Source organism: Candidatus Nitrososphaera evergladensis SR1 (genome assembly GCF_000730285.1).
In the GTDB taxonomy this organism is placed as follows: domain Archaea; phylum Thermoproteota; class Nitrososphaeria; order Nitrososphaerales; family Nitrososphaeraceae; genus Nitrososphaera; species Nitrososphaera evergladensis.
Genome location: NZ_CP007174.1, coordinates 2,882,865 through 2,909,355 on the forward strand (window position 1 = coordinate 2,882,865; position 26,491 = coordinate 2,909,355).

General features: G+C 44.9%; 27 protein-coding genes. 11 read left to right on the forward strand and 16 right to left on the reverse strand.

Going from position 1 to position 26,491, the window contains the following annotated elements; genetic code table 11:
- Positions 1 to 122: 122 nt before the first annotated feature.
- Complete coding sequence (locus NTE_RS15760; protein WP_148701896.1) at positions 123 to 302, forward strand: nuclear transport factor 2 family protein; 180 nt, start codon at positions 123 to 125, stop codon at positions 300 to 302.
- An 842-nt stretch (positions 303 to 1,144) separates the two neighbouring features.
- Here the strand turns inward: NTE_RS15760 and NTE_RS15765 are convergent.
- Both NTE_RS15765 and NTE_RS16860 read right to left on the reverse strand, forming a co-directional pair.
- Complete coding sequence (locus tag NTE_RS15765; protein WP_148701897.1) at positions 1,145 to 1,330, reverse strand: C2H2-type zinc finger protein; 186 nt, start codon at positions 1,328 to 1,330, stop codon at positions 1,145 to 1,147.
- 65 nt (positions 1,331 to 1,395) lie between these two features.
- Positions 1,396 to 1,551 (reverse strand): hypothetical protein, encoded by a 156-nt coding sequence (locus tag NTE_RS16860; RefSeq protein WP_158385682.1) that lies wholly within the window; start codon positions 1,549 to 1,551, stop codon positions 1,396 to 1,398.
- Positions 1,552 to 2,176: 625 nt separating this feature from the next.
- Here NTE_RS16860 and NTE_RS15770 point away from each other — a divergent pair.
- Together NTE_RS15770 and NTE_RS15775 are read left to right on the forward strand one after the other, a co-directional pair.
- Entirely contained in the window at positions 2,177 to 3,130 is a 954-nt protein-coding gene (locus NTE_RS15770; protein ID WP_148701898.1) for a mechanosensitive ion channel family protein, read from the forward strand.
- Between the two features lie 978 nt (positions 3,131 to 4,108).
- Positions 4,109 to 4,747, forward strand: a complete 639-nt coding sequence (locus NTE_RS15775) for a DUF1326 domain-containing protein (RefSeq protein ID WP_148701899.1) — start codon at positions 4,109 to 4,111, stop codon at positions 4,745 to 4,747.
- 432 nt (positions 4,748 to 5,179) lie between these two features.
- Here NTE_RS15775 and NTE_RS15780 read toward each other — a convergent pair whose 3' ends face one another.
- Positions 5,180 to 7,216, reverse strand: coding sequence for a potassium transporter TrkG (locus tag NTE_RS15780; protein ID WP_148701900.1), 2,037 nt, complete (start codon positions 7,214 to 7,216; stop codon positions 5,180 to 5,182).
- Positions 7,217 to 7,530: 314 nt separating this feature from the next.
- Here NTE_RS15780 and NTE_RS15785 point away from each other — a divergent pair, with 314 nt between their 5' ends.
- Positions 7,531 to 8,628: a prohibitin family protein gene (locus tag NTE_RS15785; RefSeq protein ID WP_226987062.1), complete on the forward strand. Its 1,098-nt coding sequence runs from the start codon at positions 7,531 to 7,533 to the stop codon at positions 8,626 to 8,628.
- A 381-nt stretch (positions 8,629 to 9,009) separates the two neighbouring features.
- On the opposite strand, the gene NTE_RS15790 is transcribed toward NTE_RS15785, so the two are convergent.
- Together NTE_RS15790 and NTE_RS15795 are read right to left on the reverse strand one after the other, a co-directional pair.
- Positions 9,010 to 10,251, reverse strand: a complete 1,242-nt coding sequence (locus tag NTE_RS15790; RefSeq protein WP_148701901.1) for a cation:proton antiporter — start codon at positions 10,249 to 10,251, stop codon at positions 9,010 to 9,012.
- Positions 10,252 to 10,372: 121 nt separating this feature from the next.
- On the reverse strand, positions 10,373 to 11,332 hold the full coding sequence (locus NTE_RS15795) for a ligand-gated ion channel (protein ID WP_420835315.1): 960 nt from the start codon (positions 11,330 to 11,332) through the stop codon (positions 10,373 to 10,375).
- 158 nt (positions 11,333 to 11,490) lie between these two features.
- Here NTE_RS15795 and NTE_RS15800 point away from each other — a divergent pair, with 158 nt between their 5' ends.
- Together NTE_RS15800 and NTE_RS17675 are read left to right on the forward strand one after the other, a co-directional pair.
- On the forward strand, positions 11,491 to 11,862 hold the full coding sequence (locus NTE_RS15800; RefSeq protein ID WP_148701903.1) for a universal stress protein: 372 nt from the start codon (positions 11,491 to 11,493) through the stop codon (positions 11,860 to 11,862).
- Positions 11,863 to 11,866: 4 nt separating this feature from the next.
- A complete protein-coding gene (locus NTE_RS17675) occupies positions 11,867 to 12,013 on the forward strand; it encodes a universal stress protein (RefSeq protein ID WP_420835316.1) in 147 nt (48 codons plus the stop codon).
- Positions 12,014 to 12,278: 265 nt separating this feature from the next.
- On the opposite strand, the gene NTE_RS16865 is transcribed toward NTE_RS17675, so the two are convergent.
- Positions 12,279 to 12,428: a hypothetical protein gene (locus tag NTE_RS16865; protein WP_158385687.1), complete on the reverse strand. Its 150-nt coding sequence runs from the start codon at positions 12,426 to 12,428 to the stop codon at positions 12,279 to 12,281.
- Positions 12,429 to 12,509: 81 nt separating this feature from the next.
- Here NTE_RS16865 and NTE_RS15810 point away from each other — a divergent pair, with 81 nt between their 5' ends.
- Entirely contained in the window at positions 12,510 to 12,905 is a 396-nt protein-coding gene (locus NTE_RS15810) for a hypothetical protein (RefSeq protein WP_226987063.1), read from the forward strand.
- A gap of 65 nt (positions 12,906 to 12,970) precedes the next feature.
- Entirely contained in the window at positions 12,971 to 13,315 is a 345-nt protein-coding gene (locus tag NTE_RS15815) for an Sso10a family chromatin protein (protein WP_148701905.1), read from the forward strand.
- Positions 13,316 to 14,643: 1,328 nt separating this feature from the next.
- Here the strand turns inward: NTE_RS15815 and NTE_RS15820 are convergent.
- Positions 14,644 to 15,108: a universal stress protein gene (locus NTE_RS15820; RefSeq protein WP_148701906.1), complete on the reverse strand. Its 465-nt coding sequence runs from the start codon at positions 15,106 to 15,108 to the stop codon at positions 14,644 to 14,646.
- 177 nt (positions 15,109 to 15,285) lie between these two features.
- Here NTE_RS15820 and NTE_RS15825 point away from each other — a divergent pair, with 177 nt between their 5' ends.
- A complete protein-coding gene (locus NTE_RS15825; RefSeq protein ID WP_148701907.1) occupies positions 15,286 to 15,531 on the forward strand; it encodes a hypothetical protein in 246 nt (81 codons plus the stop codon).
- Between the two features lie 18 nt (positions 15,532 to 15,549).
- On the opposite strand, the gene NTE_RS15830 is transcribed toward NTE_RS15825, so the two are convergent.
- The gene (locus tag NTE_RS15830; protein WP_148701908.1) at positions 15,550 to 15,975 is read right to left on the reverse strand and encodes a YidH family protein; all 426 of its coding nucleotides are present in this window, start codon (positions 15,973 to 15,975) and stop codon (positions 15,550 to 15,552) included.
- 364 nt (positions 15,976 to 16,339) lie between these two features.
- Positions 16,340 to 17,125 carry a PepSY domain-containing protein gene (locus NTE_RS15835; protein WP_148701909.1) on the reverse strand — a complete coding sequence of 262 codons (786 nt, stop codon included), beginning with the start codon at positions 17,123 to 17,125 and terminating at the stop codon, positions 16,340 to 16,342.
- Between the two features lie 793 nt (positions 17,126 to 17,918).
- Between NTE_RS15835 and NTE_RS15840 the strand changes: the two genes are divergently transcribed.
- Positions 17,919 to 18,467, forward strand: a complete 549-nt coding sequence (locus tag NTE_RS15840; protein WP_148701910.1) for a hypothetical protein — start codon at positions 17,919 to 17,921, stop codon at positions 18,465 to 18,467.
- Positions 18,468 to 18,652: 185 nt separating this feature from the next.
- Here NTE_RS15840 and NTE_RS15845 read toward each other — a convergent pair whose 3' ends face one another.
- Positions 18,653 to 19,651, reverse strand: a complete 999-nt coding sequence (locus NTE_RS15845) for a DUF2182 domain-containing protein (RefSeq protein WP_148701911.1) — start codon at positions 19,649 to 19,651, stop codon at positions 18,653 to 18,655.
- Positions 19,652 to 19,981: 330 nt separating this feature from the next.
- On the opposite strand from NTE_RS15845, the gene NTE_RS15850 reads away from it, so the two are divergent.
- Positions 19,982 to 20,644: a DUF1326 domain-containing protein gene (locus NTE_RS15850; RefSeq protein ID WP_148701912.1), complete on the forward strand. Its 663-nt coding sequence runs from the start codon at positions 19,982 to 19,984 to the stop codon at positions 20,642 to 20,644.
- 226 nt (positions 20,645 to 20,870) lie between these two features.
- Here the strand turns inward: NTE_RS15850 and NTE_RS16870 are convergent, their stop codons facing one another.
- From NTE_RS16870 to NTE_RS15875, 6 genes are all read right to left on the reverse strand, one after another.
- Positions 20,871 to 21,038: a hypothetical protein gene (locus NTE_RS16870; RefSeq protein WP_158385689.1), complete on the reverse strand. Its 168-nt coding sequence runs from the start codon at positions 21,036 to 21,038 to the stop codon at positions 20,871 to 20,873.
- 38 nt (positions 21,039 to 21,076) lie between these two features.
- Positions 21,077 to 21,634, reverse strand: coding sequence for a class I SAM-dependent methyltransferase (locus tag NTE_RS15855; RefSeq protein WP_158385691.1), 558 nt, complete (start codon positions 21,632 to 21,634; stop codon positions 21,077 to 21,079).
- A gap of 476 nt (positions 21,635 to 22,110) precedes the next feature.
- Positions 22,111 to 22,764: a hypothetical protein gene (locus tag NTE_RS15860; protein ID WP_148701914.1), complete on the reverse strand. Its 654-nt coding sequence runs from the start codon at positions 22,762 to 22,764 to the stop codon at positions 22,111 to 22,113.
- A 1,075-nt stretch (positions 22,765 to 23,839) separates the two neighbouring features.
- On the reverse strand, positions 23,840 to 25,102 hold the full coding sequence (locus NTE_RS15865) for a cation:proton antiporter (protein WP_148701915.1): 1,263 nt from the start codon (positions 25,100 to 25,102) through the stop codon (positions 23,840 to 23,842).
- 159 nt (positions 25,103 to 25,261) lie between these two features.
- Positions 25,262 to 25,513, reverse strand: coding sequence for a hypothetical protein (locus tag NTE_RS15870; RefSeq protein WP_148701916.1), 252 nt, complete (start codon positions 25,511 to 25,513; stop codon positions 25,262 to 25,264).
- Between the two features lie 411 nt (positions 25,514 to 25,924).
- Positions 25,925 to 26,464, reverse strand: a complete 540-nt coding sequence (locus tag NTE_RS15875) for a MarR family transcriptional regulator (protein ID WP_226987064.1) — start codon at positions 26,462 to 26,464, stop codon at positions 25,925 to 25,927.
- Positions 26,465 to 26,491: the final 27 nt, after the last annotated feature.

Below are 26,491 nucleotides of genomic sequence, written 5' to 3' on the forward strand. Positions count from 1 at the left end.
AAGGCAGCAAGCGTATTGCGCCCCATTCTCACCGCTTATGTATTAGAATTACATAGAACAGATATAGGAGACGAGATACTACCCCATAACGGCTGCTACGACATAATTACACGAATCAGCAATTGGTTGAAGAATACTTCAAGCGTATTGCGCTTGATGCAGAAGGATCGCTCCAGCTGTTTGCTGATGGCGCTGTTGTTTATCAGCCATTTATTGCAGAAGAGGGCGGTCTTGGTCTTAGAGGCAAGGAGCAGATACGTTATTTCCGCAGGCAGCTCAAATGGCAAACAGTGGACCTGTAGAGTATTAATCTCGTCTTTCAGTGAAAAAGAGTGGAATCGAAGCACTTGTTCATTTTACACAAGAAGATACTATTGATGACAGGTTCCAATCCAAAACACGCAAAATACAAACGGAGAAAGGAACAGAAAAGAGAATCAAGGAATTGAGAATTCGGTCCCTCAAATAAACCTGAGCTAGAGGAGGAGTTAAGTGTGTAGATTTCTACTTCAAGGTACGTGAAGAATCCATCCATCTATTGTCTATAACCCTCCATATGCCTTAGCGTGTCGATTGCCTGCGCAAACTCTTCCTTGTAAGAAGTGCGGTATGCGGGCGTAATATGCTCACAAACATAACGGAGGGTGGCTAGGAAAGTAAGAAAGTAAGCAAGTTGTTTGAGGGCAGGCGATACTAGAGGCTTTTACTAATTCTCACTTTTAGCTATCCATGTTCTTTTTCATTTTGGGGTAGAGTAGTGCGCTTACCATCGCTGCTATTCGCTCATCATCGAGGGCTTGCAAAAGCCCGGGTTCTAGCCCAAATTCAATCAGCTTTTTACGATCACCGGCAGCAGAATCGTTTTCTTCTTCTGTGGTTATACCTGTAAAATTGTCCTAGTTAGAATCTATACATATGAAGAGGCTGCTAACTCTAACAGTTCAGACTAGAATTACCACATTCGCAAGCAAGTATGGTTTTATTCTCGCTCTTGGCGCAACAATAAACTAAAAAAGTTGAGAGTACATCGAGCCAACTTTATTGCATTTCATAGAGCCGACCTTCAACAGTGGGATGATAAAAGATAGATATAGCATTCCGAGAAGGGGGGTGAGAAGAGAGGGAGAGGCGTTTACTACTGTTATTATTTCTGCGCCATATCTTTCTGCATTTTCTCACTCTCTATTCCCTTTGAGCCTGCATAAGGGCTATGCACATTGTCTGTGTGAGCGGCCAAAGCATCATAAGAGTCAAAGGAAGCATCACAAGCAGTGCAGTCATACTTGTGTCGCTCATCTCTTCTTTCTCCACTTGCAGTTGCTTCAGGCATATGCAGATTATATCTTCTCCTGAAATAACTTCAGCAGAATAGCTTTAAACAGTTACAGAGTCTCACTAGGTTTTCTTATCCTCTTCCTCGTCAGCTGCTTCTATCTCTTCAGGATCGTCTATTTTTACTCCAGTATTGGTACGTGGAGCCTCCTCTACCGGAGTATTGGAATCAATTTCCTTGACGGGTGGAGCTCTTTTGCCTTCTCTTTCTTGTGACATGTACATGAAGAAAGGGCTCTAAGAAAATAAGCGAGTTAAGTTAATTCACAGGCTAACTAGATTAATCGCGTCTTTATGGCATAAATATAGCGCCTGAATACAGAAACAACGACCATGCATGGTCGTCCTGTCTTCAGTGTTCTCACATTATCGTCCGAGGACAGGGCCATCAAACGTAACAGTACATAATTTTTATCGTATAGATATTGTTACTCGTTCATGCTATATCCTGTGCGATTAATGATAATGCATTTAAGTTATTTCTACTATTTATTAATGGAAAAAAATCTGCTCAGATATAGGTGACGTAAGGGTTGATCGCTGAAAAAGAACACGCGGTTCTAAACAGGCAGCGAGGTATTAACGATAGCGTGAGATGTAATCTATAGAGAATAATACAATATGGCAATAATAGAAAGTCATTTAAGTTATTTCCTATAACTCGGCATCATGCGTCAAGTTCCAGACATGCCATCATCATGACGGAGTATTCTGCAGTAGCCAACTATGACTATTATATGCAGCTTGGTGGGACAACAATGACAATAATGAGAAAAATTGTGGTGCCAAGGATAAGATTCGACGGTCTCTATACGAACCAGCGGATACTAGAGATTAAGAGTATATGACTATCGTAAGCACGTACCAACTGGCAGGAATTCCTAACACGATAAACGTGTTTGGAGCAGAAGTCGAAGTATTCAGAGTAATACTTACCATAATAGTCATAGTCGCAGGAGTTGGACTTGCATATTTTGCCAAGGCAGTCACTTCAAGGTACATTGGCACAAAGCTTCCGCCAGGCACCCGCAAAAACATGGGAAGGATGGTCTATTACGGAATAATTGCAATAGCTCTTCTATCTGCGCTTGGAATCTCGCATCTTGACCTATCAGGCATCTTTTTGGCAGGTGGAATAGCTGGAATTGTCATTGGGTTTGCAACACAGTCGCTGTTTTCAAACCTAATTTCCGGGATATTCTTGTACATCGACAAGCCGATGAAGGTAGGCGACCCTGTACTTGTTACTGGCAAGCTTCCAGATATTGCTGCTGTGGTGATAGAAGTTACCGCGCTTTCAACTCGTTTCAGGATGTTTGACGGCACGTACGTCAGGCTTCCAAACACAGAGGTGTTTTCATCAGAGATTCGCAACTTCTCCGGCGCTGCCGCAAGAAGAGTTGAAATACAGATAAGAGTTGGACTTCATGAAGACAAGGCAAAGGTATTGAGTATAATAAGAAATATTCTTGCAGACAATCCTCTTGTGCTTGTAGAGCCAGAGCCGGACGTGTACGTCGACAGTGTCGGCGACTCGGGAGTGAACATCAACATCTGGGCTTGGGCGCCCTTCACAGAATGGTTTCCAGTCAGAAAGCAATTGGTGGAGCAGGTGATGCTAGAGCTTGAGAAGAATCATGTAGAGGTGCCACTTCCGCAAAGGGTTGTGCATCTGGACATTAAAAGCAATAACAGCGACAGAGGCTTTCTTTCGCCTTTTAGAGGGAGGGAGATTAGGGAGGGAGAAGGAATTGATGATCAAAGGGACAGGAATGTTGATTTTTCTGGCACCAAGTGAGAGAAGGCGGCCTTCTGTTTCTTGTCGTTGTCTTGTCTAGACGAGAGATTCAGTCCTTGAGCGCATGTCCAATGATAGCGCTTGCGACCGTTTCGCCTTTTTTGGGAATAATAACATTGTCCTACAGCAATAGTATTGCCGCAGCGTTTGCAGATAGGAGCCTTTCCTAGCATACTTGCGAGTTTCTTGTACGAGGTATCAGTCATAATTTTCTGCAAAGGGGAGGTTTCGCTGCTTGAGGTAGTCGTATATCTCGGCATCGCAACTTAATGTACCACCGACAAATCTTTTAATTTTCCTCTTTTTGATACTATGGCGGATGACTCGCCATTTACAGGAACTTACCAATAGGACATTGCTCGCAGGATCTCAATTACATACACGCCGGTCCTTGAAAGCTTGAGTGCTCCGCCGGATCAGAAAGCACATGAAGCGCAATTAAAGTGCTCTGGCGGAGCTCTATGTTATGTCTTGCATTGATTACCTTACATAGGCTGTCATAAAATGATCTTGTGTACACAGCAAACAAATGCAAAGCCAAAATAATGGATGTATTTCTGGATCAGAAGCATTATAGCTCGATCATCAGATGATATAACATGCATTTGAGCATTTCCGACTTCAAGCTTGATCGGCACGTTATGCACCACTAGGCATGTCCTTAGATACTTGCTTCTGCTGCTCGTCCTCTCATCCACCACTAATCAAATCCTCAGGCCGAGAGTCTTGCATGTTTCTTTTTCTGCGTCCCTAAACTGACGCTCGGGCAATCTAGGCATCCTGCGAAAGAAGTTTGCCGCCCCAAGCCCAAATACTAAGGGATGGTTTTTGCAGCCACGACGGCACACTGGAATATTGCCTTATTGACATAATTTACCGAATACTCCGTCACGTTGAGCCAATGATTATTATTTTTACATTAGGAAAATATGCCAAAAGTCGATAATCCTATAAATCACTCCGGTATTCATTAGATATATGGTAGATGTTCCCAAATGGAAAGTTTCTGGCGACTGGTTTGACGTCTGCAAGTGCAGTATTCCCTGTCCATGTATATTTGCCCAGACTCCAACGTATGGCGACTGCGAGGGAGTGCTTGCATATCACATCAATAACGGCAACTATGGTGAAACGCCGCTTGATGGATTGAACGCACTTTTGGTAGGCGGCTTCAAAGGAAATATTTGGGCTGGCGAAGCAACTGATTCCAAAATGGGTTTCTTTTTTGACGAGCGAGCAAATGAAAAGCAGCGAGAAGCCCTGCAGATGATATTCATGGGAAAAGCGGGCGGCTTTATGGCAGAACTTGCCAAGCTCTTTGGAAAGGTTACAGGAGTAGACTTCGCCCCTATCAAGTTTGAGGTAGCAAAGGACTTGGCGCACTGGAGTGCAGAAATACCGGGCAAGGTTGTTGCAAAAGTCGAAGCTCTAACAGGCCCAATGACACCACTGGGAAAAAGGGTTCAGCTGTATAACGCTCCCGGGAGCGAGACTGGACCTGGCACAGTTGCGACATGGGGAAGGGCTTTGGCAAACGAGGTGGATGCCATGGGTTTCAAGTTTGACTGGAAAGGGAGGTCAAGCAAGCACATTCCATTTGACTGGAGCGGGCCATAGTAGTTGTTATCCGCAAGTAAGAATAATTGATTGTGGCAAAGGCTACTTTAGGTCATATCTCTTAATTGTCTCGATGCCGTGAAGCAACCCCGGACTCTTATCTTCAGAGGTTCCAACGTGCGTCCTTTTTCGTTACGCGTTGGTCTCTATCGAGTTGCCAGACCATGTAGCCCAGACCTCCAAAGATTACTACAGAGTTTATGTACATTATGGGATGGCTAATCACTCCCGTATAGATCCCAGCAGATCCTATGGCTGCCAGGATGACAGCAAGCATGATAAAGTCGTGGTCCATCCTATTCCTAGGAATTAGCGACTTTTTTTTCTTTATCTATGAAATTGCTATACTGGCAACTTTAGTTTCTGTTCGACTAGGAGACTTTCTGGCGTTATCAATAAGGATCACTTAGTACATACAAGATATCTTCCAAGCTATTTTCTAAAGTAGCTAAAGAAAATGTACAGCAACGCAATAATTTCAAATCTGCCGACAACCATATTGAGCGTAAGCATCAGTTTCGAAAATGAATCCAGATTAACCGATGTAACTCCAGCAGTCAAACCTGTTGTTGATATTGCAGACACTGATTCAAACAAGCTATCTTCAAACTTTGACCCTGTGAAAAAACTTATGGCTAGACCAGTTAAAAAGGAAATACATACATACAGCGCAATAATGACTAGAATCTCTCTCACTACTTTTTTGCCAACGATAAGCCGTGTCTGTCTCAGGAGAGTTGTTGTTTTTTCTTGATCGTCAATTTTATCTTCAATTTGTCCTCTTTGATGATCCTCGCGTATTCTTGTGATAAATTCAGAACTTCTGTAAGGATTGGCCGTCGAAGAGATGGAAGTGGATGTCGACGAACCTGCAACCGCCGCATTGCCCCCTACCTTTTCTCTTGCATGCTTGCGAAATTCTTGATAGAGGATTACGAATCTGCCCACCTTTATCCCACCTGCAGTAGAAAACGCCGTCCCACCCACAAGCATAATAACAATTAGAAATACCTTTGCAGTGGATGATGTGGAGTGGATATCTAGGTACTGAAAGCCGGTCGTGGTCGTACCGCTGATTACATGAAATGCAGCACTGTAAATGTCAACCTTTTCGCTCCTGTTGTCATCTCCAGTGATTGCAGATCCATTGTCCACAAAGCCGCCAGCCAACATAAAGAATATTGGAATTGACACTGCCATAAGGAGGAAAAATACTCCGACTTCCAGCGTTATCGTCTTTCTTGTCCTTAGCCCTGCCTTGCTAAATATGTAATAATGGAACGCAAAGGGCAGAGCTGAAAGTATCATCCCAACGCTTACAAACGCCATTCGTTCGGGGTGCTGAGGATTTATTATTCCAGAATCGGGGATAAACCCGCCACTTGTGATTGTACTAAACACGAGCGAGGTTGCGTCCAACACATCTGTTTGACTGAAAAAGACTGTTGCAAAGATTAGCAGTACAGTATAAGCGGTAAAGATTACCACTATCGTAACCAAAAGCTCCTTGACCCTTAGCATGCCTCCGCCAAGGACGCTCTTCATGGCACTCAATTTCCTTTCAGGGAAGAAGAGGATCATCACCAGATACACAAAGCTCAAACCCCCCACCCACTGAGTGTACGAGTGATAAAAGTCGAGGCTTTTTGGCAGAGACTCGGGATTGCTTATGAGGGAAAGGCCTGTCGTAGTAAAGCCGGACGCGCTTTCAAAAAAGCTATCCACAAACAATGAGGGCCAGTCCAAATTCCTCTGGAATGGGTCAAGGTACATGTAGGGAATTGAGCCAAATAAACTCAGCAAGACGAAACTGCTTACGATAAATATCGATGCTTGTTTCAGGTTCATCGGACTCTTCTCTCCCACGTGTGTCAAAAAGAATCCTGCAAAAGAAAGACCGATAACCGCAAAAAGGATGCCTACTATGCTGGTATTCTCTCCCAGTGCGGCTCCGAGAAACGCCGGAACTACTAGCAGTACTCCGGAGAACTGCAGCAGAATCCCAAGGTTGCCAAGGATGGGCTTGTATTTTTCGGTGATCATGCTCCTGTAACGGCCAAAAGTTCTCTCAAGAACAGATGTCCTTACGGCATTTGCCAGGGCTACCTGGGTAACTATTCCAAGTACTTCCGTCCCGTTGACAACAACGGGAAGCCGCTTTACCTGGTTAATACGCATAAGCTGCAAGGCTTGCCTTACCGTTCCCTTTGGCGAGATAGTGACTAGCGGCTTTGACATTACGGTTTTAAGAAATACTTGATCAGAATCCTCGCCTTTCATCACCACTTGGTCAAGGATGTCACTGTCGGTGACTATGCCTGCAGGCCGGGCGTTGCTAGAAACAATAATCGTTTCGGCACTCTGCGAGTTCATCTGCTGGACAGCACGTGCGACATTTGTATTTTCATCAAGAGTTACGAATAGGCGGTGCATGTACGATGTGACTGGTCTTTCTAGTACATCCTGCATGGAAGAAGCTTACTTCAGATGGTTAGGGTTGTGCAATATTTTAATGCTCATTCAGATGCATTATTTGTTCTCTTTTTGCAAGCTGTTCGATCGCCCCCTATCTATCTTACGCTCTTGCTTCACAATGTCAAGACGACATGGCCTGTGGCAGCAATGCAGAGAGCAATAATAATTATTGAATTATTATGACGGTGAGGGTGGACTTAATAGATGCCGATGTGAATGTTCTTCTAATGAGAGAATCAATCAGAAAAGTCTTCTTTAGCAAAACCGGTAGGATGAATAGTTTTCATTCCAGAGTGAGAGTTTAGGAAATGGTCGAAGCAGGAACAATAGTGGCAATTGCAATCATTGTAATCGTGTTTGGAATCGGCGGATTCTTTGCGTTCAGGCGTATACAGCGAGCAAGGTTATTGAAGGGTCGATACGGTGGCAGCAGAACAAGAAGAACAACGCCGGACGGCGAGCCCCTGGAAGACCCACGCTCTTACACCGCTGGTAGTTCTGCCTTCAGGCGACTGCCCAAGATGATCATTTTGGTCGTCATCGGCTTGGTCGTGCTCACAACGATGCTCGCATCAAGCATCAAGCTGGTCGAAGCCGGTAATAGAGGTGTCCTCTTGCAATTTGGCGCTGTTGACACCAACGTATCGCTGCCAGAAGGGCTACACATCGTTACACCTTTCCGTGACAACGTGCTTCAGATGGATGTGAGGACCCAAAAAACAAGCGAAGTTGCAGCGTCTGCATCAAAGGACCTTCAAGATGTCAGGACAGAAGTTGCTCTCAACTACCATTTGAATCCAGATAGTGCCCAAATAGTTTACCAGCAGCTTGGATTTGGCTACGCAGAGAGGGTCATAAGCCCTGCAATACAGGAATCAGTGAAACAGGTCACTGCTAGGTTCAACGCAGAAGAGCTCATTACAAAGAGAGAGACGGTCAAGACAGAGATAGAAGAGCAGATCAAGCAGAGGCTGGCCAAATACAACATTATCGTGGAGATAATATCCATCACAGAATTCAAGTTCTCAGAGCAATTCACAAAGGCAGTCGAGTCAAAAGTCGAGGCTGAGCAGCGCGCCCTTCAGGCGTCAAATGAACTTCGCAGAATCCAGATTGAAGCTCAGCAGGCCGAAGCGAAGGCAATTGGTGAACAAAAGGCCAACATCGCCCATGCGGAGGGTGTAAGGCAGTCCAATGTGCTCCAAGCCGAGGGTGAGGCGCAGGCGATACAGATCATCGACCAGCGATTGAGGGAGAGTCCAAGCTACCTAGAGTGGCTCAAGACGCAAAGGTGGGATGGCAAGCTTCCGTTCGTAGTAGGCGGAGGAGATGGAGGAGCGACACCTTTCATACAAATACCTACAGGTGGGGAAGGAGCAGGACAAAATGCGACGAGAACGCAGTGACAAAATCTCCCTAGTATGAACGCGAACGAGGAGGGCGCAGACAGTATAGAGGAGTATCTTTACGATATCTTCTCTACTTCGCTGTTCCTCTTTCCGCTAAACCTAAACAAACCTCTGAACCCTCATCCATGATAGAGGGACGGCAAGTGCGGTATTGAAAGAGTATCAAGCGCACCCCGATAGCATATTCCGCAGATCGGAAGATTTCCCAAAATTCTAAATTCATGATTCCTCTCCTGAATAGTGTTTTTGTACCGGGTCACTTGGAGCTAAGAATTAACGATTTTTGCGAAGCCTTATCTAGCAGAAAAATGCACATGCAAGGACCATAGTCGTTTCAGGGCCTCCCTACGTTAGGGGAGAAGGGGAACGAGAAGGTCCTTATTCAACTTTTGTAGTATCTGAAACAGCTGCGGGTTCATTTTTGTACGCTGCTTTAAGCCACAGTGGCGTTATGATTGTAGTCGCCGCAACCATGATGATAACAGAGGTGTACACATCGCTGGTTATGGCTCCTGCAGATACGCCTACTCCTGCAACTATCAATCCTACTTCTCCTCTAGAAATCATGCCTATTCCAACTTTCATTGCCTTGCCCTTGTCTTTGTTAAGGAATAGGAGAGAAGGCAAGCCTGTGCCAACAAGTTTAGTTACAATGGCTACCGCAACTAGTATCGCAGAGAAATACAGTACATTGAGATTCACACCTCTCAAATCCACTTGAGCGCCTATGATGGCAAAGAAAAGAGGTGCAAAAATGATCTGCAGCTTGTCGACATACTCTTCCATCTGATGTATGACCTTAGTGCTTGCAACTGCCATACCTACGGCAAATGCGCCGACGATGGGTGACAATCCAACAAATGCTGCTAGTCCGGCAGCTCCAAAGAATGCAGCAGTGGCTACGCCTTCGATGCTGCCTTTTGACTTCCATAGTTTCTCTGTGTGAAGCAGCTTTGGAATGAGAAATATTGCGCCGATGAGGAGCGCTGCAAACAATCCCAATATTTTCATAATGAGAAATGCTATCTCCATTATGTCCGGGGTGGTGTTGCCTGTCTGGACCATTGTAGTTACAACGGATAGGGCTGCGATTGCCAAAATGTCATCAACTATGGCGGCTCCCAAAATAAGACGGGCTTCTTTTGAATGCATTCTTCCAAGTTCTGTTAACACTTGGATAGAGATCGCAATGCTTGTCGCCGTAAGTGCAGTTGCAATCAGCATAGACTCTAGAGCTGGAAGTCCAAATGCTTCGAATACATAGAAACCTACAAAGAAAGGTACAATCACTCCAAGCGAACCAACAGTAAACGCAGCAGCGCCTCCTCTGAGAAACTCCCTTGGCGTAATTTCAAGGCCTGCAATAAACAGGATTACGATGGCAGAAATTTCGCCGATGTGCTTGACAGTTTCATCCAATACTACCAAAGGTTCACCGTTGAAAATAGGAATTGCACCAAGTGCGAAAGGTCCGACAACTATTCCTGCAGTAAGCTCGCCAAGAACTATTGGCAGCTTGAATCTGGCAAAGAGTTCCGCAAAGATTTTTGCAGCAAACAGAAGTACGCCAATCGTAATGATTACATGAATGAATGTTGTTGATGCTTCTTCCACTGCCATTTTTTGCTAACCCTCACCAAGTACAGTATTTACAATTAAAGAGTGTATAGCCTCTGACAGTTTGCCAACGGACTTCTTTCTCAGTCTTGCTTTTGTATTCATCTTTCTGAAGATGCAAGTATTATACTACTCTCAAGTCAAATGGCACCAATACTGCTAGTATGACACCGATAATTACAGGCATTAACTTGCGCATCTTTGCATTGACTTTTGCCGCCTGCTCTTCCTTCTTGTGATCCACCAGTCGCATCTGCAGCACCATGGAGACAAGGTTATTCAAAAAGAGCGCATAAGCAACTATCATCACTTTGTCCATTAAAGTCAAATAGCCTATTGGCGGGAGCTGACTTGCCGCAGCCAGATGCGCCGCCACGGCAGCCAATAAAGTTGATGCAGCAAGGCCAATGCGGGGAGGAAAGTTTGTGGGACTCATCCAGAAGGCAAGCATCGCTATGGTCGTAATTATGATGACAGGAAATATGGTCTTCAAAAACGCAGATAATGCGGCCCTCTGTATGTCAAATGAAAAGATGTACCTTGAATAGCTCTGGTCAGGGTATTGGTGGACTATAACACTCTGTTCGGTCTTTCCAAGATTCCATCCCGGCACGTTTACAAGACTATCGTATCCGCTTGATACAGTATCCGGGACAAACACGAGTTTGTCAACAGTTTCGAAGCCTTCAACTTCCACTGTGACCTCCTGAGTGTCGAATGGATAGTTCCTAAAGTCCATATTCTTTAGGAAAGTCCCCTTTACCCTGACTTCATAATAGTTAGGCTCAATACGGCTTGGCTCTATCTTTGCATTCATAGAGTTCATGAAGTCAAATGTGGGTTTCTGTTTCGTAAAATCTACAGTGGAGTTTGATGCAGAAGCTAGCCAGAAGTAAAAATCCAAGTCGTAAGAGCCTGTTTGGAGATCGACTTTTCCTATGTTAAGGAGATAGACGCCTGCAGAAAGACGCTCCGGCTCTGCGGCAGAAGAAGCAATGCCGCCACTATTGCTATCATCCGGAGTAGTAGTTTGTCCATACGCTTCCTTTATGGAATGAAAAGGATTCAAAGGTACAAGGCCCATCAACGATAATGAAGAAGATGACGATAGTACTAATCCTACCAATGTCAGAGATAACATCGCCAAAATCAGAGTTTTTAGTTGATGCTTATGCAACTTTCCTTCCTTGACGGTCCTTCTACATAATATTAATCTACGTTGGAACCTGAATATAGTTATATGTGAAAACAGAATCAAAGGCAAAGACAATTCTACTGCCGTTTGACGGTTCTAGCGCTTCCAATCGGGCGATCGAGACTGTGACGGATATGGTTCTCGCTAGCAGTGAAAGAGAATACCGAATCATTATTTTACACGTAATTCCGCAAGTTGACACTACTCCTCTCCTTGAGGAGTTTATGAAGCGAGAAGCCGACACCACTGGTAATAACAGTGGATCGCCAAAAGCTGATGACTATTTGCAGACAATGTACAAGCAGGAGTCAGATGCCGCCAAAAAAGAGCTAGAGCGCAAAAAAGGCGACTTGGCATGGAACTTAAAGAGCTCGAAAGGCTACAATAGAGACTTCGATCTTAATTGGCAATGCAGCTAATCAAATACTCAAGTGTGCCGCAAAGGAGCAGTCCGACGTTATTGTAATCGGCAGTAACAGTCGAAATATTGTTGATAGAATTAGAGGGCTTGGCAGCGTGGCAAGAAAAGTAGCAGAGGATGCACCTTGTCAGGTTTTGATTGTTCGTTGAGTTCAGGAGGAGGCAAGGTTTCTCTGTAATGTCAACGAGTATTCTAAAATTTGAGCATATGCATGTTTCATAGTTAAATTGGAAAACAGGCTCGGCAATGGATAGTCTTAATTAACTATGCTAAACCCGATGGCAGACCCCATCTTTATCTCTGTTGTGATGTTAGTGGACCCGACGAAATGCTGCGACTCATCTAAGAGTATTGCGCATCTCTTGAACTGAAACGCAATAGGTTAAACTTTTCCTAGATATGCAGAATTTCTTTTCAACAAGCCTTGTCAATTTTCTCTATTACACATTGATATCCCATCGATATCCATCCTTCGATTACGATCTTTGTTACCTTGTACGACGACGGGTTGACTGCGTGGTTCATTAAATACACATAGCCATACTGGTTGTTGAACCACATCATTGGTGTAAGCTGCTCCAGAGTAAACTTGCAGCCCGCGTGCCTTGGTTCAGAGGAATCTTCGCACCACCACTTTTGAAACGCTTGGTGGCACTAAAAGCAAAAGAATACGGAAACAGAGTCCTCTCCGATTCGGCCCACCCTGGACTCATCAGGAGCCTTATAGAGGAGCATCAAGTCAGCGCTCAACCAATCAGATTCAACGAACAACTATCACAAATGACAGCCAAGAGCTCAAGAGCAATCAAGGAAGAACGAGTTAGAATACATCCAACATTCAAGGACCACCTGTTAGAGCAGCTAATGACAGCATTCTACGATGGAAGAGGGCATACTGACAAAATAAAGGGCACCTTCGACCTTGGAGACGCTTTTCTAATGAGAATTAGTAATTTCAGAACCGGAGAGCTTGAGGTAATCAACAACCTCTGCAACTTCAAAGTCTCCAAGATTTCTTCTGTGCCATTAATTTTATCCTAGACAGGACAATCATCTGCAACATAGATCTGCGAGACTCTTTTATCAAATTACCTCGAATATATCTCATGAAAAATAGAAGTAGGCTGGATATTGCAGCTGCAGTCCTAGACATCGCTGAAAGCGGAGCTAGGAAAACAGAAATAATGTATCAAGCGTTCCTTTCGTTTCCACAACTAGAGGAATACTTGGAAATTCTGCAAAGTAGAGGGATGCTAGAATATACCGCGGGCAAGAAAAGATACAATACCACAAAAGAGGGAAAGAAGTTCTTGCAGGGCTACAAAGAAGTAGGCAGGTTTCTTATGCCACAGTCCAACAAGCTAACAACGCCGGAAATCAATGAGCTTAGGCAAAGAAAGGATATGGTGGGGCAATGGAAAGCTGGGGAAGAAGTTACAATCACAAAATAGTTCAGGATTAATCCTGTTATTTTTCATCTTAAATTTCCTACTAATGCTATTCCTCATTACCTCATATCCGGGTTCATGAGACGCTATGCCATCGAAAAACGGTTGATAAATAGTCAGAAGATTCTAGTCATATCCGCGCTGTTAACGCTCGCTGGTAGCATTTTTGCGACGTACAAAATAAAGAACTTGGAAAAGAGACGCGGTATCAGTTAACAAAAATATCATTCTAAGCAGTATCTGATCCTGTCCTGTTATTATATGCCGACGATGAGGAGAGACGGGGACGGTTTGCAGGTGTTGGCCAGGTTGTTCTCTGTATTCATGATATAAGACGTTCGATTAACATAGTTATCTTGCACAAAAGATGCACATAATTTGATATAATATGTCAAATAATGCAGAAACTGTCGCATTTACGAATCATTAGGTAAGGAGCTAAGCATAAGCACTAAAACCTGACTATGTTAATTCCTCTTCGTGAGGTTTTGGATTGAATATCATACCATTGGTGGGCGGCATGACTTCTCACGAGTGACTTTCAGGAGTTCAAGAAAGCGCACGAGTTAACTGGACTGCCTCAGGCTCTGTTCATTCTAAGTTGTCTGCATCGAGGATTACCAGAAAGAGAAATTATCGAGAGGTTGGATAATGACTCGCAGCTCGTAGAAATTTGGATAAAGTTTCTTTCGGATATGGGCTGGCTAATCAAAGTTAGGTCAAATAACAGATGGTTACTTACAGACATGGGAAAGATTGAGCTAGCCGAGGAATGGACTCTTGTGGTAGCATAGCTTCATTACGTTAGTAGAATGTCGCTAGATTAACCTGGTTACGGCACTACTCTTTTAGTTTCTGCAGTTCACTTACCAATGACTAATTCACTAGATTCGCCTCTAAAGGATTAGTCATGCAACCTGTTCACAGGGGCCTGAAAGCTTGGGGTTAGAAAGCAAGTGAGTAATGCCTTTCTTTTTCACAAACTGAATTAGGAAACTGCCTGCGCTCCTGCTTAACATCATCGGAAGTTAGCAGAATGGATACACAACAGGGGCGCAGTAGATGTCCGGTATCCCCCTTGCTCTACTCTACATTTATTACTAATAAGATTATTGTATCTTGATCTTGTCGCTCTTTACTTAAAACATTACATATATGCTGCGCCGATCATGCAATTTCTGGCATCTTTTGATATAGAGTATGTTAGCGATCGAGTGGATGCGCAGTGATGTATCAATTCGTGAGGTGCAGAAGATGTGGAAAGAAGGATCTCTTAGGCATTAAACCAGGACAAAGCCTCGAGTGGTGGCGGTAGTGCAAGAGATATACTCTCACTTTACAATCAAAACGGGGCAAGATGCATGATTTGAGACTGCATGGGATACGCTTCCAAGCAGCAATTCCTTGACACCGCTGGTTCCGCTGCTTCCTACTATTATTAGGTCAGCATCACTCTGCTTTGCAGAAGTAATAATTACTTTGGCAGGGCTTCCTTCCTTTATCAAGTAATCGATTGTAATTGTCGTTGTCTCTCCAGCTCTGATTCCAAATTGCATTTCCACGCGAGATTTGAGCTGTGCAATCAAATGGTCCCCTTCCTTTCGCAAAGAGTCGGCCAACTGTGCGGCTGATACACCCTCTTCGCCTGCCACAGGAGGCGTAACCACGTGCAAGACCGAGATGTTTGCTCCTGTCACCATTGATAACCGCACTGCATAATCAAAGGCCCTAACAGCGTGCTCGGACTTGTCTACTGCGACTAGGATTTTTGTGAACGGTGCGACATTTCCTTCCAAGCCTCATCCTCATCCCATTGATTGTTCTTATATTCTGCATATGATGCACACCATATTAATTGCCTCTGCTGTCGCATCTTGCTTCCAAGGACCGGAGAAGCGCCTTACAGGCCAATGGGATGGCAGAGCAGTTGTCGGATGGTTTCTGCCAATTCCTTCACTTAAGTGGTCAGATTCATGAAAAAAGAGAAAAGGATCAAGCGTGCTAATTCCAGTGTATACAAAATGGATCGTGACTTTATCATACTTGCTGCCATCCTTGTAGCCATTGGCCTTGCGGGCATCTATGCGGGATTGATTAGTCATCCAATAATGTACATAAACTCGGCAGTTCTCTTTGGATATGCAGGCTATGTGACTTGGCAAAGCTTTAGAGTTCGGAAAGCTGCAACAACAAGGAGAAGAAAAAAGGAAGTGATCTAGAACCTTATGAAGAAGACTTCAAGGCAAGGATACAATCAAGAGATAAACTATGGTAACGCCGCCAAAGATGGCTAGCAATACTGCGCCAGTATATACGACGCTCTTCTTTGGAACATACACACCGCTTTCAATCTGTCTATTGCCATCTCTGTAGCTTTTGAGCGCGTAAAATATCAATCCCACTCCAAGGGCAATCATCATGACTCCAAGAATGGAAGAAAAGGAGTGTTCTGGGAGTACAATGTTTGTAGTAGTAGTAGAAGCCGTTGCCGCAGCCTCTCGCTGAATAACTAACTGAAACTCACGTAGGAAAAGGCCAAACCTTGCTACTACAAAACCGAGACCAATAAGAGCAATGGATGTCCTCAACCACGATAGAAAGGTTCTCTCATTTGCCAGGTATTGCTGTGTTAGGTCAATGGGTCTTCTTCCATCTTCCGGCATATCCTTAACTGTCCAATCTTCGTCTGCATTCCTTTAAAAACACGCCTTCCTTTCTCCTTCTCTTGTGCTTGAATGTTTTAAACAAAACTTCAAGCAGTAAAAGAGATAAAACTCCAATCATACGGGAATATCTTTGGAGGATTTTTACCGCCGTGTGCTCGATTCTGCTGAATCCACGCCGTAATCGCCCGTATTGCCAGACACAAGCTGTGACCCACATATGTACGCTTATTCATTTTGGTATAGAACATACAGAACGGCTGAGGGCCTATGAATTATACCAAGTGAAGAGAAGAGGGAAGAGCAGATTAGAGCCTAGTCCCTCATGTCACACGTCAAGCTCTTCTCGCTCCCACCTTTGCTCTCAGAAAACACCTCCGATTGCCAGGTTGCCCATGGGCATCATCTGAGGGGTAGAAACCGCGCTGGTGTTCGGGTCGACAGTCATCTTGTAGAGCGTCCCGCCGTTAACATCGGCGACTGTGATACTATAGACTACTCCTACATTTCCTCCCTCCGAGCCTTCAATTTCGCCTGCAATTGCTATGCCATTTGGAATCTGGTTTTCTGCTAGATTGGCAGCGTCAACCAAAGTTATAGTGAGGTTTCCAAAGGTCGTTACATTGCCCGCAGCAGCACCAAGCTCCACCAGGGGTCTACCTTCCGTAGACCTGGCAAGAACTCTTCCAGTACTAGGATCGACGTATACTTTGTAGGCTAGCTCGCTGTTCAGGTCGGCCACCGTTATGTTGTATACGAGCGAGTCCTGTACTGCATCCAAGCTGCCTGCAACCACCGTGCCATTAGTGACTTGTTCTTCTGCCAGGTCGGTCGCATCTACCAGCGTTGCATTGATGTGCTGATTCAAAAAGTCCTTCGCTGCTTGCTTGACGTTTATGGATCCATTCAGCTGCGGCATTGCAGTCGTCACATTGGAAGTATTAGAGTTAGTAGTATTATTATTGTCACTTGTGATAGGACCAGCCTGTGCAAAAGCGCTCAAGGGAGTGACCGTCGTTGCAGTCGATGTTGTCATCCCCATCCCTACAGACGGGAGAGCAGCAATCACCAAACCAATAATGATGGCGACAGCTGCCCGGGACCGCATTGCGAAATGCAAGAATGTTTTACTTCTGTCTGGACTTGACATCACTTCATATTCTTACAGTTTGCCATCTTAAAACTTGGGTAACATATTTGAGTATCAAATCTATATGAAACGTTCATAGCATAATTTTCTTATGCTGTGGCTAGGATGTCTTCGCCACTGTAACACAATATATGCATCCTAACTTTTTAAAGTTTGACATTCACACCATATAGATGATGTGACTCCTCGTAATTTTGCAAAAACCAATTGTTCTTTGTCAGTAGTGGCCATATCTGCTCTACTATGTGATGCATTTCTTTCGCATAAAGACGTTTTCCAAAATACGACTACTACTGCTATGGCAGTCGTCTATCATAAGGCAGATGAAACAGCTGCTATGCCTACTAATGATAATGTTATTGTTCTCAATCCAAAGGACAGCGATGTCAGGTCACGCCTTTTCCGATCTAGAGAAAGGACGTCTGACGGTAAAAAGAAGAAGCGGCAGGTCAAATTTCTGATTTGCGACTCTTGTTTCTGGTGCGCGTCGGTGATCTCAATGGAATCTTCACCCACGGCAGGAGAATCTCGGATCGTAAGCTGCCCTGTGTGCGATAGCAAACAAGTAGAATGGCTTCCCGTATCAACGGACAACTATCTTGATGATAACGACGAACCTTGTGAATGGCGACATTTTTGAAGCAGAGATAAAAGACCTCTAGACAAGATAAGGAACAAGGTACCTTTTGCGGACTAGGCAGAGGAGATTCATATCATATATGCATGTACACGCACTGGTATCAGAATACAAAGAAAGAGAGCTATAAAGGACGCTTGATGGAATGAGTAATTGATGGTTGAAAATGACAAGGCTGATGATTGTAATAATACTAATGATGATGCAATTGCAGCTGAATTAGATTCGATCTTGGACTCATATGCTGACGATGAAACAAGACCGCAGGACAATGTGCTTAATGAAGAGCAAGAACAAGAATTCTTGGCAAGATTCGAGCGGATAAAAGTCGAGGTAATCAAACCGACGATGGAGGAAATCGGAAAGTATCTTGAGAGAAAGGGACACTCTTATCAAATCAAGGACAATGCCAGCCCATACCATGACGAAAATCCAATAATAAAGATGGAGATCTATCCAAAAATCTCTGCTGCTGACGACGGCCGGCTACAGGAGCACGAGTTTCCCACCATCGCCTTCATAGCCGAGCCTGACATTGCAACAGTCGGAATAGAAGTCAGAGATGGCATGCCAAGACGGCCTGGGCTCACCAGAGGTCACACAACCAACCTTGAGTCCCTTACAAAGGAATACGTCCGAAACCAGATTATTACCGTGATAAAGATGAATTTTGTAAAGAGGCCTGCTCGCAAAAATAGTGACTAGGCCGACGAGACAGAATGCTGTTGTTGGAGAAACAGTTGACTATATCATCTATAAATTGTTTATCCGAACAGTAGGGTTTTTTGTCATTTGATGTTGCTTGGGGTGGGGAACAAGTATTCTTGTCGATGCCAATGCGCTCATTCATGATTCTTCCTTCAATTAGGGGCCAAGCTCCCATTCACACTCTATTTTGATGCGGATGAGGGCATTTTCATTTCAGACATTGCATCAGAATTTACAGGTGAACTTACTACTGCCTCTGAATTATTTCCCATGTTATTAACTGGGTTTTGCATTTGCATAGAACCTTCCGAACTATTGTCGTTTGTCATTGATGATGTGCCTTCAACACCGCTCATCGCACCAATACCACCATTGTCCATGACCATGCCATCACTACTCCCTCCACTGCCGCTCTCCCCACTCATCAAAGATGCCGCTGATGACAATACCAGTGATGGAAGCATCCCTGAAATGACTAGTATTCCAGTTATAACCAGGCCAATTCCAGCAGTTCTTGCAACCCATATTCCCCTTGACCACATCTTTTCTGCAAAAATAATCCCTGCAAACAGGCCCATCCAGAGCAGGTTCATCCAGCCAAGCGCCACCATAAGCAAAAAATACGGCCAGCAGCATCCAAGGCAGTACAGGCCATGCCAAAGTCCCATTCTGACTGCGCCAGAGGTTCCGTCTTTCCACCTGCGCATGAAAAAGCTCAGCGGGGACTCACAATACCCTATGCACACTCGCTTTAATGGAGTGAATTGGTAGGCACCTGCTATTATCAAAAGGACTCCGTAGATGCTTGCAATAAGTTGAGAGTTATTACCTGCAGAAGCAGTGGTCGTCATCATTATGGTGTTGTTCATCACAAGCGACCATCCAAGAAGCAGAGCAATCCCAGTAAGAGCCCAGACTAAAAGATAGCAGCCGATAAAGAGTATGACCCTTAGTGAGTGAATAGAGGAAGAAGATCTTGGCTTCTCTCCTTCTTCCTCCTGAACAATGAGGGCGCTTTGATTCACCTCTTTGCCTTCTTTATTGCTATTGGCGACAAATCTGTTATACAAAAGAACCATTGGGGCAATAGCCGGAAACATCATTGCCGCCATTCCTGCTGTCCAGCTTGCTGTAAAAAGTGAGATAGCCAAAGGGTTGTATGTAGTCATGGCAACCATCATGTCAGGTTGCTCTATGGACGCGATCCAAGCAATAGCAGACGTGCCAATCAAAGAGGCAATTACTGCTTTTTGACTCTTGTTCACCAAAAGAGAAGAATGTGTTGTTTGCTTTAAAGTATTGCTTGGTCGGCAAAATATGATTTATTGATATAAGTTATAGAAGAAGCTGCTCTTGGCATTCTCAAAACTCTTTGAGCGGTGGTAGTAGCAGCAATAGCACTAACATCGTTTAAGCATGAGGGGTCCCTATGTGCTTCACTTATATCCGTAAATAATTCATCTCACTCTCCAATAATCTTAAAAGGATCACAGTGATTGCATTCTGCATATATGTCGACAACAACATCACAGGCCGCCTCGCAATCCTCTGTCTCTGAAATTCCAAAATGGCAAATGAAAGCGAACTATGTTGAAGCATGCAACTGTGATCACGGCTGTCCGTGCAACTTCAACGGCTTTCCAACGTATGGATTTTGCAGGGCGCTTGTACTTTATGCAATCAAATCTGGAAGCTACTATGGAAACGTAAAGCTAGACGGAATAGACGTAGTTATGGCGGCATCTTGGCCAAAAGCCATCCATGAAGGCAATGGTACTGCACAGCTGTACATATCAAAAGACACAACGCAAGAACAAAGAGATGCCATCCTGAAGATATTCTCTGGCCAAGCAAAGGGCGAGGGTCCATTTACAATATTCGCCTCAACGTTCAAGTACCTTCTTGAGCCCCAGTTCGTAGATATCAAGAAGAACATCGATGGAAAAAAGAGTACTTTCTCTGTTCCTAGCGTATTGGATGTTCAAGTTGAAACGTTCAAAAATCCGGTAACTGGAGAGGAGCAAGATACGCAAATACACCTTCCAAAGGGGTTCATATGGAAGCTTGGGCACGCTGCCAAGTCAAAGCTGATGAAGATCTCTACTCCAAGCCTCAACTTTGACGATTCTGGACAGAATGTGATTGTTTCGGAAGTAGAATACAAGGGTCCCTGAGTCCCTCCCTCTCTTCTTTCTCTTTTTCCTGTTTGCGAGCATAATAAGAGGACGTATATGCGCTAGCATCCCCACTTGGGTGTGCGAAGCCCACAAGAGAGTTTATTGTAGTACTGTTTAGGGCATCTAGTTTCCGTCATTACTGCCGTTCTGCGTACTAACGTCTTTTTCAAACGGCCAAAAAGCGCCACAAAGTTGAGCCTGAAAAAGGAGAGAGCATCTCATGCTATCTTGATTCCGGGACGGAACCGCGTACAGCCCAGACCTGGCCGCGAAGGATAAACGGAGCTGTTTCATCTCGAAGTCTCAACTGCCTCTTTACTTCTTCACGGAGGATTGGTAGGTGGTCGTGGCCGATATGTTTCAGATACGCGCCGGCCGGGCCTTGACCCATCAGGAAAGGCTCCCAATAGTCCGGAAAAGATTTGAAATTCATCTCGACTTCCAGTGACTGTTCTCGTGTATATTATCAAGTGCAGCAGACTTGCATAGCTCAGAGAGCTCACCGGCGCGGCACAGCGGCATGTGCCTTTCATCTAGCCTGCTAGCGGTCGAGTCCACAGCTACTGCGGCATCCCAAAACACTCGCAGCATCTCCATGACGCCACCATAATCCCATACCGCCGCGACAACCTGCCCTCCGGGTTTTGTTACCCTCTTCATTTCAGAGAGCGCCCGGGGTGCATTTGGGATGAAGTTGAGCACGAGCATGGAAAGGCTATTGTCAAATGCCGCATCCGGAAAGGCAAGGTTCTGTACGTCACCGATTTCAAAGTGAACCCTGTCAGAGTAATTGTTGCGAGATTCGGCGTAGCTGACGTATTCCTTTGAAGTGTCTATGCCCACTACATGGCAGAGGGGCCTGAATTCGGCGATGGCGAAAGCCAGAGCACCTACGCCACAACCAGCATCAAGGATCTTGCCGCCACTATTGGGAATCTCTGCAAATTGTGCCAAGCATGGCGCAAGCAGGCGGCTCCACCTACCCATGAATTGATCATAGGCATAGGCGTTGGTAAACATGTGCGCCACTTCTGTTCACGGAGTAAAGCGCAAGGTAGATAGAAATAGCTATCATTGATCTTCAGGCAGCGTTTCCGGACTAGAGCTATCCTTCTGTTATGCGTACATCCTATCTCTCTTGCTAAATGAATGGCGGTTAACCGTAACATTTCGTGCGTATCAATACGTATTACTTCGCGCGATTCCTTAAGTTCTGTAACATTAGCATTTGATCTATTGTAAGATTGAAGGTGAATCTGTTTCAACAATCTGAGCTTGCTGTAACTAGCACATAAAACGATAACACTTCAGTGCTTTTTTTGTTATCTCAGATTAAGAGAGAAACAAATCGTGTTAAGTGCTAAAGATAAATCCTTGGTATGCATGATAAATGTCTAGCATTAAAACATGCGTCTGCTTATTTGAGCGCATCAAAAAAAAGAAGGGAAGGCTACAATAAATCACTAGCCGTCGTCGTCATTCTCTTTGTCATCTTCTTCATCGTCGTGTTTGTTGTTGTGCTCCTTACCGTAGTGGTCATGATCACGGTCACGGTCTCCATGATAGCGGTCTTTGTCATTGTCATCCTCGGTATCACACCATTTGTCACCATCGTGTCTTTCCATGGTATTCTTCTTTTCGAATTCATACCTGTACGTGTGGTCACCCTTGTACTTCTCATAATCGCTTGAATCCTTGGAACCACTGCCACTAGAATAGTCGTATGATGACTTGTCCTTGTGGTCCTTTCCATTGTCATCATTTTTATCGTCATTACGGTTATTGTCGTAGCTAGCGTCCTTGTCTTTGTGGTAATGGCCGCCACTGTCTCTGTCGTTTTTGTCATCATCTTCAGACTTTTCATCACCTTCGTACGACTTGCCAAAGCCACTTTCTTTTTCATTCTCTTTAGAGTCGTGCGATTTCTTTAGCTTGTATTCATAGTCGGTACTCTTCTCTGTCTCTTTCCAGTATCCGCAGTTCTTGTAGTAGTATTCGCTGCCCTTAGATGCGTGCGCTGAAGTCGGTGCGACGGCCAATGACATTATCGACGCGGCGCCAAGTACTATCAATACAAGGGTCACGATTCTTCTCCTTTTGAGAGTTTGTTTGGACATAGGATATTATTTACCGGCAATGTCGCTATTATGCACACGAGGAGAAAAAACAGAAAAGGAGACGTGACAAGATATTACTCATGAGGCACTAGCTAACCTGACACGGCAACACATCAATTAGGAGCGTGCTCATAAAATCACGATATGCGGACGAGATCCGAATCCTTGTATTTCAAGGATATCAATTTTTGTTAATGTGATGTGGTCACGATACTGGTAACAGATCACTGGAATTTCTTTGCTAAAATATACCCATATGAGCTTTAATCTTCGAGAACCTAAATTGAAGAAGTCATGATGCAAGCCGTCCGCAGTTTTGAAATCAGAACAACGTCCGCAGTGCCGTCATCAAAGATCGTCCACAGAACAAATTTCGCGATCGCAATAATAGGATTCTTAGCATCGACGCTTCCAGGGTACTTTATCGCGGCGAACACGACAAGCGCATCACAGGAAGAGGGACGACCTCCCAACCTTGTAAGGGAAGGCTTTGTCTTGCTGACAACAGGGCGCTGCAAGATATCAAAGAATGATGATTGTTATTACAATGATTTCGCTGTAGTACGACATCTTGCAATTCAGAAACACAAGAGGGCTCCAATCTGCACGCGCTGCCGCGATAAAGCATCGTTCGAAGTCCTCCATGAAACAGAGGCTTGCTATCTTATGCGTCGTTTTTGTACCCGTTGCCTGGCGGGAGCTGGGTATGATTTGCCCGAATAGTGTATAATTCCTGATACCGCTATGTTGTAGTGAGCTGCTCTTTGTAACGGATTCCTCAGATCGGTCGGATGTTCTGCGTCAAGCGCGCCTTGGTGGCACCTGTAGTTCCAGTGGATGCCAAGGGTTTGGGCGGTAAGTGCACTCTAGTCCATAAGGTAATTAATTTTACGAGAGGTCATCCCATCTTTGTCGGCTCCTGACTTTGCCCCTGCAATGACCTGCAAATCCAAGAATGCGTTTTCTTTCTTGTGTCAGGATTCTCAATTTTCTGTCGATCGGTCCAAAGACTACTTCATTCATTCTACTTCAATATCCTATACGTCACCTCGAGGAGCAGCTTGGTACATGTACTCTAAGGGCTAGGAGCGTCATCCTTGGTGGCGGTCTTCGCGGAAGATGGCGCTTTTTCTGGCGGTACTTTCTTGTAGGCTGCCTTTAGCCACAGTGGCGTTATGATGGTGGTAGCTGCTACCATGATGATGACTGAAGTATATACGTCGCCTGTTATGGCTCCTGCTGACACACCAACACCCGCAACTATCAAACCCACTTCTCCCCTAGATATCATGCCAATTCCAACTCTCATTGCCTTGCTTCTGTCCTTCTTGAGGAATAGAATGGACGGCAGGCCGGTGCCAACAAGTTTTGTAATTATGGCCACCGCAACTAGAATTGCAGACAGATACAACACGTTAACGTTTGCTCCCCTTAAATCGACTTGGGCGCCAATAATTGCAAAGAAAAGTGGAGCGAAAATGATCTGAAGCTTGTCCACATACTCTTCCATTCGGTGGATTACTCTGGTACTTGCAACTGCCATTCCAACTGCAAACGCGCCAACGATAGGCGACAACCCAACAAATGCGGCAAGTCCAGCGGCTCCAAAGAATGCGGCAGTGGTTACGCCTTCGATGCTTCCCTTTGACTTCCATAGCCTCTCTGTGTGAAGCAGCTTTGGGATGAGAAATATCGCACCTATGAGAAGGGCGGCAAACAATCCCAGAATCTTCATTATCAGGAGCGCAATCTCTACTATGTCAGGAGTGGTGTTGCCCGTCTGCACCATCGTAGTCACCACTGATAGTGTTGCGATCGCTAGAATATCGTCGACTATGGCCGCGCCTAGTATCAACCGGGCCTCTTTTGATCGCATCCTTCCCAATTCCGTCAATACCTGAATAGTGATTGCAATGCTGGTAGCAGTGAGGGCAGTAGCTATAAGCATGGACTCTAGCGCTGATAGTCCATACGCCTCAAAAACATAGAACCCCACAAAGAATGGCACAATCACACCAAGCGAGCCAACAGTAAATGCCGCAGCACCTCCTCTGAGAAACTCTCTTGGAGTTATCTCTAGCCCCGCAATGAACAGGATTACAATGGCAGAAATCTCTCCAATATGCTTGACGGTTTCATCAAGAACTACCAGAGGCTCGCCATTAAAAACAGGAATTGCGCCCAAGGCAAAAGGGCCTACAATGATCCCAGCAGTCAGCTCGCCAAGAACTATTGGCAGCTTGAATCTGGCAAAGAGTTCTGCAAATATTTTTGCAGCAAACAGAAGTACGCCAATCGTGATAATCACATGAATAAACGCTGACCCCTCTGCTACCATTGTCTACTCCTTTGAATTTCCATGAAGATCCGAAACCAGCTATTAATAACCAGACCAATACTTGATCTTTTATACAGCTCTGAAGAAATTGTTCTGACCGAGGATGCCTGCCTCTTCTCCCATTGGATTTGTGGTTGCAATGACACGATGGTTAGCCTGCTATGTCAAAAGGTCTAGTACCATCTTTAATTCGGTTAATTCTTGCTCAATTGCATTCTTCTCGATTTCCGAGTTGTATCCGCATTTGAGAAGGAGGCTTTCACATGCTTTTATTTCCGCCAGTAGAATCTCCTTTTTGTCGACGGTCATCATGAGATGCGTCTGGGGCAATATGTATGCCACCCGGCTTTTGTTCCTCCCACCACACGTCCTCGCTTCAAGAGGCAGGACTCCGATATCAACGATGCCCACAGGATAGTAGCCTCCGGTTCGAATTGATCTCATCAGTATCTAATGGAATTACGCTCAAGTTTGAATCACAAAGTGGACATTTATTGGGCCGATGACCGATGGAAGTGGCGCACCAAAAGCAGAAGTCGCATATCACGAATCGCAAAGGCAATTGCGATTTGTTTTCATATTTAACGGTCCGACCTTCATGCCGCATGGCTGTATGGCTTGAGAGCGGGCTAGTCTCTTTTGCGCCTGCCCCTTCGTGTGAGGCAGGATTTGGCCCGGGGCAGCAATCAATATCTGCTACATTACTCCTCATGATCCATTCACTTTGAGAATGACGGGGATGATGCTGCCGCTTGAACCACAGAAGCAATTCCCGAGGTGCGTAAGTTTATCAAAACTGCGTGGATCAAACCTGCTGCTGTCCTAACCGGTCGCGGCAATGTCGTCCGCGCCAGTATCAGCTGAAGCAGTTTGACTCTCTCCATCAGTAGTTTGCGCATCCGCAATGTTGTTATTGTCACCAGTTTTCTGTTCACTACCTGCTATACTATCTTCAACCATCGCCGCTTCAGTGGGATTCATTGCCATCCCCATAAAGGACATCATTGACGCAAAGAGCGCTGCACTCATTATGCCGGAGAATATCATCGTAGGTATCCAAACACGGTTGTCGTCCATAAGTGACTCCATTGTCTTTCTGTCACTATTGTAATAGCATGCTCGCAGAGCCTTTGCCCCGAGATCAAGCTCATGCCTCTTTTTGTAAAGAAGCCTGCTTCCAATCTTGGTAATTCTTGTTTGAGTGCTCGTTCTCCTAAACAATTTCCTCCTTTCTGACAAGCTAACAAGTTGGTGCGCAAGGAGGTCGTTTACAATCAATTCTACGTCGGCCTTGTCAAATTTGGTTGCTTCTGCAATCCTGGCGACGTCTCTTATGTCCTTTGAAATTGCATCAAGTACCATGAAGTGAATGAGACTATCAGTTTTCCT